The sequence below is a fragment of the Streptomyces sp. CO7 genome, from assembly GCF_053474865.1.
The window spans coordinates 362348-369254 of the sequence record NZ_JBRIOU010000002.1 but is presented as its reverse complement, the minus strand read 5'-3'; the positions used below and the strand labels follow the sequence as shown (position 1 = coordinate 369254).

Sequence of the window (6907 nt, the reverse complement as noted above, 5' to 3'; positions counted from 1 at the left end):
GTGGACGACGTGTGCGTGTACTGAGGCCAGGGCAGCTCAGGGCGGAGGAGACCGAGACCTGGCGTGAGCTGCGGGCCGAGTCGGGTGGGGTCAGACATCCCTTCATGGAGCCGGAGTTCGCCGTCGCCCTGGGACAGGTCAGGCCGCAGGCCCGGGTGGCGGTGATCGAGGACGGGGACGACGGCGGACGGGACGGCAGCGGCAGCGGCAGCAAGGGCGGTGGCGGCCGGGGGATCGTCGGGTTCCTGCCCTTCGAGCGCAGTCCGTGGGGCAGCGGACGGGCGCTGGGGCTCGGGGTCTCGGACCTCCAGGGGCCCGTGCTGCGGCCCGGAACGGCCCTGGGCGCCGACGAGTTGCTGCGCGCGTGCTCGCTGAACAGCTTCACCTTCGACAACCTGGAGGACGGCAGGACGCCGTTCGCGGGCCACGTCACCGCCTCCTACCCCTCCTACGTGATCGACGTCGGGGAGGGCTACCCGGCCTATCTGGAGGTGCTGCGGGGCCGGTCGCCCAAGTTCCTGCGGACCACCCTGGCGAAGGAGCGCCGCCTGGGCCGGCAGATCGGGGAGCTGCGGTTCGTCTTCGACGAGCGGGACCCGCGGGCGCTGCGGACGCTGATGGCGTGGAAGTCGGCGCAGTACCGCCGGACCGGACGGCGGGACCGGTTCGCGCAGGAATGGATCAACCGCCTGGTGCGGACGCTGGCCGCGACCCGGGCGCGGGAGTGCGGGGGCGTGCTGTCGGTGCTGTACGCCGCCGACCGGCCGGTGGCCGCGCACTTCGGGCTGCGGTCCTCGACGGTGCTGGCGTGCTGGTTCCCCGCGTACGAGCCGGAGTTGGCGAAGTACTCCCCGGGCCTGATCCTGCACCTGCGGATGGCCGAGGCGGCCGCCGAGGAGGGCATCGGGCTGCTGGACATGGGGCGGGGGTCCGCCGAGTACAAGGACGCGCTGAAAACGGGTGAGTCGACGGTCCACGAGGGGACCGTGATCCGTCCCGGGGCCGGGGCGGCGCTGCACTGGCTGGGGCACGAACCGGCCCGCCGGGCGCACGGCTTCGTGCGGCGGCGTCCCCGGCTGCAGGCGCTGGCCGCGCGGAGCCTGAGGACCGTCGGGAAGCTGCGGGGCTGACGGCGCGCGCTCAGGCGGCCGCACCGAGAAGGCGACGACAACGAGGGGGACGCGCGTGACCCGTACGACTCAGGGGGAGATCGACAGAGTCCTGGCCGTCCGCCCCGTCCAGGTGGCGGAACTGGAACTGGGCGCGGGAGCGGAGGCCGGCGGGGTGGCCGCTGCGCCGATGCTCCGCCCCGGCCCGGGCAGCCCGCCGCCCGGCCCCGGGGAGGTGTTCGCCCTGGTCCGCCGCGGCGGCGTGCCGGTGGGAACGCTGCTGGTGACGGTGGCGGAGGGCGCCGACCCCCGGGACGTGGTCGCCGAGGCCGCGCGGGAGCTGCCGTCACCCTCGATGGAGGAGTCGCCTCCGCCGGAGGACGACCTCCCGCCGGGCCGGCCGCCCCGCACCACCGTGGTGATCGCCACGCGGGAGCGGGCGGAGCAGCTGGCCCGGGCGGTGGACTCGCTGCTCGCGCAGGACCACCCGGACTTCGACGTCGTCGTGGTGGACAACGCGCCGGTCACCGCGGCCACCCGGGAGCTGGTCGAGGGCAGGTACGGGGAGCGCGTGCGGTACGTGCGCGAACCCGTGCCGGGGCTGGCGCAGGCGCACAACGCCGGACTGGCCGCGGCCTCGGGTGACGTGGTGGCGTTCACCGACGACGACGTGGTCGCCGACCCGCGCTGGCTGGCCGAGCTGAGCACCCCGTTCTCCCTCGACCCGGGCCTCGGCTGCACGACGGGGCTGATCCTCCCGGCCCGGCTGCGTACCCCGGCCCAGGTGCTGCTGGAGAGCAACGGCGGCTTCGCGAAAGGGTTCACGCCCCGCGTGTACGACCCGGCCGCCCCGCCCGCCGACGAGCCCCTGTTCCCGTTCACCGCGGGGAGGTTCGGCTCCGGTGCGGCCATGGCATTCCGCACCACCGTGCTGCGCGCCGTCGGCGGCTTCGACCCGGCGACCGGCACCGGCACCCGGGCGAAGGGCGGCGACGACCTGTACGCCTTCGTGCGGGTGCTCGCCGAGGGCCACCGGCTGCGGTACGTGCCGAGTGCGCTGGTCTGGCACCACCACCGGGAGACCTGGCGCGACCTGGAGAACCAGGCGTTCGGCTACGGCGCCGGGCTGACCGCCTACCTCACGGCGGTACTGGTCCGCCGCCCTGCTCTCCTGCCCGCGCTGCTGCGCCGGCTGCCGGGCGGCCTCGCGTACGCCCGGCAGCTCACCGCCGCCCGCGACACGGAGGGCGGCGGTACGGCGCCGGGCGGGCACGACCGGCGCGACCATCCCTGGCCCGGGCGGCTCTCCCGGCTCCAGCGCCGGGGCATGCTGTACGGGCCGCTGGGCTACGTCCGGGCGCGCCGCGCACTGCGGCGGGCGGTGACCGCCCGGTGAGCCGGGCGCCGGCTCCGCGGGCGGACGCCGTCCCGGTGCTGCTCTACCACGCGGTGATGGACGACCCACCCGAGTGGATCGCCGAATTCACCGTCTCGCCGCGGCAGTTCGCGGCGCACCTGGACGCCGTCGTGGACAGCGGCCGGACCCCCGTGACGGTGAGCGCGCTCGCCGGCCATCTGGCGGGGCGGGCGCCGCTGCCGCCGCGGCCGGTGGTCCTCACCTTCGACGACGGCTTCGCGGACCTTCCCGGCCCGACGGCGGCGGCGCTCGCCGGGCGGAGCCTGCCGGGCACCGCCTACCTGACCACGGGGGCGATCTCCCCGTCCGGCCGCAGCCTGCTGCCGCCCGCGCCGATGATGCGGCTGCAGGAGGCGCCGGTGCTGGAGCAGGCGGGCCTCGAGGTGGGCGCCCACACGGTGACCCACGCCCAGCTGGACACCCTGGGCCGTGATGCCCTGGAGCGCGAACTGCGCGACGCCAAAGGGGTGTTGGAGGACACGCTGGGGCACCCGGTCCGCCACCTCGCCTACCCCCACGGCTACAACAGCCGTGCCGTCCGCCGGGCGGCGGCGCTCAGCGGGTACGAGACGGCGGCCGCGGTGCGTCACGCGCTGAGTTCGCAGTGGGACGAGCGGTACCGCGTGGCGCGGCTCATCGTGCGGCGGAGTCACACCGTCGCCGACGTCGAGGCGTGGATGCGCGGGGAGGGCGCCCGGGTCGCGCCGTACCGGGACGGGGTGCTCACCGTCGGCTGGCGCTGGTACCGCCGGGCCCGCGCCGCCGTGCGGGGGCCCGAGTTCGCGGGGTGACCGGCGCCGGGGGCGCCGTCACCGCGCCGGCCGGTGCAGGTACGGGTCCGAGGCCAGCCGCCGCATCGCGTCCCAGGCGTCCTGGTCGGCCAGGGAGAGGTCGCAGTGCGGGCCGGGGTCACGCGAGTTCCACTGGAGCGCGGCCTTCACTCCGTCCAGTTCCCTGAGGACGTCCGGCACCTCGCGGTACCAGTCCGCCTGCCGTGAGGGCCGCCGCGTGTCGTAGGCGGAGCCGAACTCGGACAGCATCAGCGGCTTCTCGTCGGAGAGGTGGGTGCGGATCCAGCGGTGCACCGACCGTTGCGTCTCGGCGAAGGACATCCACCGCGTGTCATGGCACTTGTAGTAGTTGTACTGGTTGTAGCCGATCCAGTCGACGTAGTCGTCGCCCGGGTAGAGCTTCTCGATCAGGTCGTGGTGCCCCGGGTACCCGGTGGTGATCCACGTCCAGACGACGTTGTCCACGCCCAACTTGCGGAACCGGTCGTGGATATGACGCCACGCGGCCACGAACTCCCCGGCGGTGCCGTTGCCCGGGACCCGGGTGTCCATCTCCAGGTCGAAGGAGAGGAACACCTTCCGCCCGTCGCCGCCCTCGCCGTACTCCCTGATCCGGCGCGCCTGCACGTCGATCACGTCGGCGTCGTACGTCCCGGCGGCGATGTCCGCCCACCGGGGCTGCTCGGCCTTGGTGCCGCCCCACACCTTGCTCTCCCAGGAGAGCAGCAGCATGCGGTCCTCGCCGAGCCGCTGCTCCTGCTCGGTGAGGAGCTGCCCCTCCAGGCGGCCGGGGGTCACCTCGGACATGTCGTGGTACGTGTACACGATGTCCAGGCGGCGGCCGATGCGCCGCTCGTACGCCTCGACCTTCTCCCGCAGGTCGGACTTCTCGTGCGGCACGAACGCGCCGAACCAGGCTCCGCAGCGCGGCTCGAGGAGGCCGGTGGCGGGCCCGCGGCACTCCTGGCCGGGGTCGGGCCGGTCGGTGCCGGCCCTGACGGCCAGGGTGGTGAGCAGCGAGACGCAGACCGCGGCGACGGCGAGGACGGACCACCGGCGGCGTCCGCGCGGGCCGCTCCACCGAGGCCGTGCGTGGCGCGGGCCACGGGCGCCCGCCGCCCGCGCCGCCGAGGTGGCGCCCACACCCCGGGTCACGTCCGCAGCCGGGGCGGTGTCGTCCGCCGGGGTCGCGCCCGCAGCCGGGGCGGCCTCGTCCGCCTGGGCTTTGTCGTCCGCCGGGATGGCGTCGTCCGCCGGGGCTTTGTCGTCCGCGGCGGTGGCGTCGTCCGTCTGGGCGTTGTCGTGCGCCGTCGGGGCGGCGTCGTCGGCCGCGGTGGTGTCGGCGGCCTGGGGTCGGGGGCGACGGGGGAACCTCACGGAACCGGCCTTCCTCGGGCTTCCTCGGGTCAGGACGGGCGCGTCCTCGGGCAGTACGCGGCGAGCATGGTCATCAGGGTGAGCAGCAACAGGACGCGCCGCCCGCTGAAGGCCTGCGCGGCCAGCAGGGCGGTGGCGGTGACGGTGACGACGGCGAGGCTGACCAGCGGCACCAGAAGCAGCCGCTCCAGCAGGCCGGACCGGCCGGCGAAGCGGGGGTCCCAGCCCTCCGGCGGCCCCACGGCGGACGGCACGCGCAGCGCGGGCCACCAGATGCGCACCAGCGCGGCGCCGGGGCCGGCCACCAGGAACACCGCCACGGCGGCGACCCGCGCCGGGGAGCCGTCGGGCAGGGCGAGCGCGCCGACGGCCAGCCAGCCCGCGAAGGGCGGAAGCATCCGCGCCAGCAGTTCCCGCGCGGTCATCGGGCGTCCTCCTCGACGGCCCGGACGTCCAGCTCGTACACGGCGCCGGCCCGGTTGTGCGCCACCCGCCGGAAGTACGGGGAGGTGGCCACGGACTTCTCGACGCGCCGCCACTCGGCCTCGGTGAGCCGCCCGTTCATCTCGGCGTCGGCCCGCTGCCCCTGGGTGAGCAGGAGGTAGGCCCGGCCGGGTTCGGCGACGTCCCGCATGTCGAGGGCGAGCGTGTGGGCGGGCCGGGCGAGGATGCGCTCGACCTTCGCCCGGTCCTCCTCCAGGAACCAGTAGTGGTCGATCCGCCAGTAATCGCCGTACGCCAACGGATAGTTGCGGTTGGCGGCGGCGACCAGGGATCCGTCGGGGGCGCTCCCGACGAGGTCACCGACCAGGGCGGCCTCGGCGGGCGGGAAGTAACTCAGCCGGTCCTTGCCCGCGTAGCTCGGCACGAAGGCGAGGGTGGCGGCCAGCACCACCGGCAGCGGCAGCCAGAGGAACCGCGCGGGTCCCGGGCGCGGCATCGCCCCGCCCGGGACGCCGGTGCGGGGCAGCAGCGCGGCGGCGGCGAAGAACGCGGCGCCGGGCAGCATGAACATCAGCACCCGGAAGAGCATCTCGCTGCCGTAGCCGCTGGCGGCGATCAGCAGCGGCGGGACCCCGGCGAGCAGCAGCAACGGCCGCGCGTGACGGCTCAGTTCGCGCCGGCGCAGCGCCCCGAGGAGGGCCAGCAGCAGCACCGTGCCGGACAGGGCGCGGGCCGCCCAGGAGGCGGTGACGGCTCCGGCCCCGGTGGGGGTGGTGCCGTAGCCGGTCTCGACGTTGGCGCCGATGTCGCCGACGGAGGCGAGCATCTCGGGCAGCGCGGCGGAGAGGAAGGGCAGCGAGGCGGTGAGGTTCCAGGCGGCGAAGAGGGCGACGGCGGCGAGGAACGGTACCCAGTCGCGGTGCCGGCGGGTGAGCGCGAGCACGCCGAGCGAGAGGATCAGGACCACCGGCGTGAGCTGGTGGGACAGCACCACGGGAACCATCACGGTGATCAGCACCGTGGTCCACACGGCCTGCCGGGGGCCGCGCTGCCGCGCCCCGGGGAACCGGCGCAGCACCAGGGCGATCACCGTCAGGTGCAGGGTGAGGGCGAGGGACTGCGGCGAGAAGTAGTCCTGGCCGACCCAGTTGCCGACGCAGAAGAGCCAGACGCCGGTCCAGATCAGCCGCCGGTCCTGGGTGAACGTGCGGTAGATCAGCACCAGCGGGGCCAGCACGAGGACGCTGGAGACCAGCGGCCACCAGCTCATCAGGGTGAGGGTGTTCTCCACGCCGGCCAGGCGGACCGCGGCGGCCTGGGCGGCGAAGAAGCCGGGCCACTGGTCGTACACGGCCATGTCGCCGAGTTCCGCGCCGGTCCGCAGGCCGCCGTCGGTCAGCAGGTGGCCGACGACGGCGTCGTGCTTCCACGCCCAGGCGTACAGCGGGGTCGGGTACACGAGGGCCTGGGTGGCGCGCTGTATGACGAGCAGCCCGAGCACGTACGCCAGGCACCAGCCGTCGGCGCGGTCGGGGCGGCGGACGGTGAACCAGAACCCGGCGGCGAGCACCGCGAGCCCCGCCCAGTAGGCCGGGTGCACGGCGGTGACCAGGCCGAAGTCGTCCAGTGCCGTCACGTCGGTGGCCCGCACGGCGTACGCCCCCAGGGCGAGCGCGGCGGCCAGAGGGCCCGCGGGCCACACGGCGCTCCACCGGCGGCGCGCGGTGGAGCGCGGGCGGGCACCGCCGGAGGGGCCCCGGGGGGCGGCC

General features: G+C 75.3%; 6 protein-coding genes. 3 read left to right on the top strand and 3 right to left on the bottom strand.

Annotated features, from left to right (window positions below; genetic code table 11):
* Positions 1-11 precede the first annotated feature (11 nt).
* From ACOV8S_RS03575 to ACOV8S_RS03565, 3 genes are read left to right on the top strand one after another with little or no spacing between them, the layout of a single operon-like run.
* The gene (locus ACOV8S_RS03575) at positions 12-1130 is read left to right on the top strand and encodes a GNAT family N-acetyltransferase (RefSeq protein ID WP_448317340.1); all 1119 of its coding nucleotides are present in this window, start codon (positions 12-14) and stop codon (positions 1128-1130) included.
* A 55-nt stretch (positions 1131-1185) separates the two neighbouring features.
* Positions 1186-2505 (top strand): glycosyltransferase, encoded by a 1320-nt coding sequence (locus ACOV8S_RS03570; protein WP_448316055.1) that lies wholly within the window; start codon positions 1186-1188, stop codon positions 2503-2505.
* A 56-nt stretch (positions 2506-2561) separates the two neighbouring features.
* The gene (locus tag ACOV8S_RS03565; RefSeq protein WP_448317339.1) at positions 2562-3317 is read left to right on the top strand and encodes a polysaccharide deacetylase family protein; all 756 of its coding nucleotides are present in this window, start codon (positions 2562-2564) and stop codon (positions 3315-3317) included.
* Between the two features lie 18 nt (positions 3318-3335).
* On the opposite strand, the gene ACOV8S_RS03560 is transcribed toward ACOV8S_RS03565, so the two are convergent.
* The 3 genes from ACOV8S_RS03560 to ACOV8S_RS03550 are packed head-to-tail and all read right to left on the bottom strand — an operon-like array spanning position 3336 to position 6840.
* Positions 3336-4694 carry a glycoside hydrolase family 26 protein gene (locus ACOV8S_RS03560; RefSeq protein WP_448316054.1) on the bottom strand — a complete coding sequence of 453 codons (1359 nt, stop codon included), beginning with the start codon at positions 4692-4694 and terminating at the stop codon, positions 3336-3338.
* Positions 4695-4723: 29 nt separating this feature from the next.
* Entirely contained in the window at positions 4724-5119 is a 396-nt protein-coding gene (locus ACOV8S_RS03555) for a hypothetical protein (protein WP_448316053.1), read from the bottom strand.
* On the bottom strand, positions 5116-6840 hold the full coding sequence (locus tag ACOV8S_RS03550) for a glycosyltransferase (protein ID WP_448317338.1): 1725 nt from the start codon (positions 6838-6840) through the stop codon (positions 5116-5118). The genes ACOV8S_RS03555 and ACOV8S_RS03550 overlap by 4 nt, the downstream gene beginning before the upstream one ends.
* Between the last annotated feature and the right edge of the window lie 67 nt (positions 6841-6907).

Bases quoted from the DNA above. Each gene is read 5' to 3' on its own strand.
- ACOV8S_RS03565 (WP_448317339.1), top strand. From the start codon at position 2,562: ATGGACGACCCACCCGAGTGGATCGCCGAATTCACCGTCTCGCCGCGG.
- ACOV8S_RS03555 (WP_448316053.1), bottom strand. From the start codon at position 5,119: ATGACCGCGCGGGAACTGCTGGCGCGGATGCTTCCGCCCTTCGCGGGC.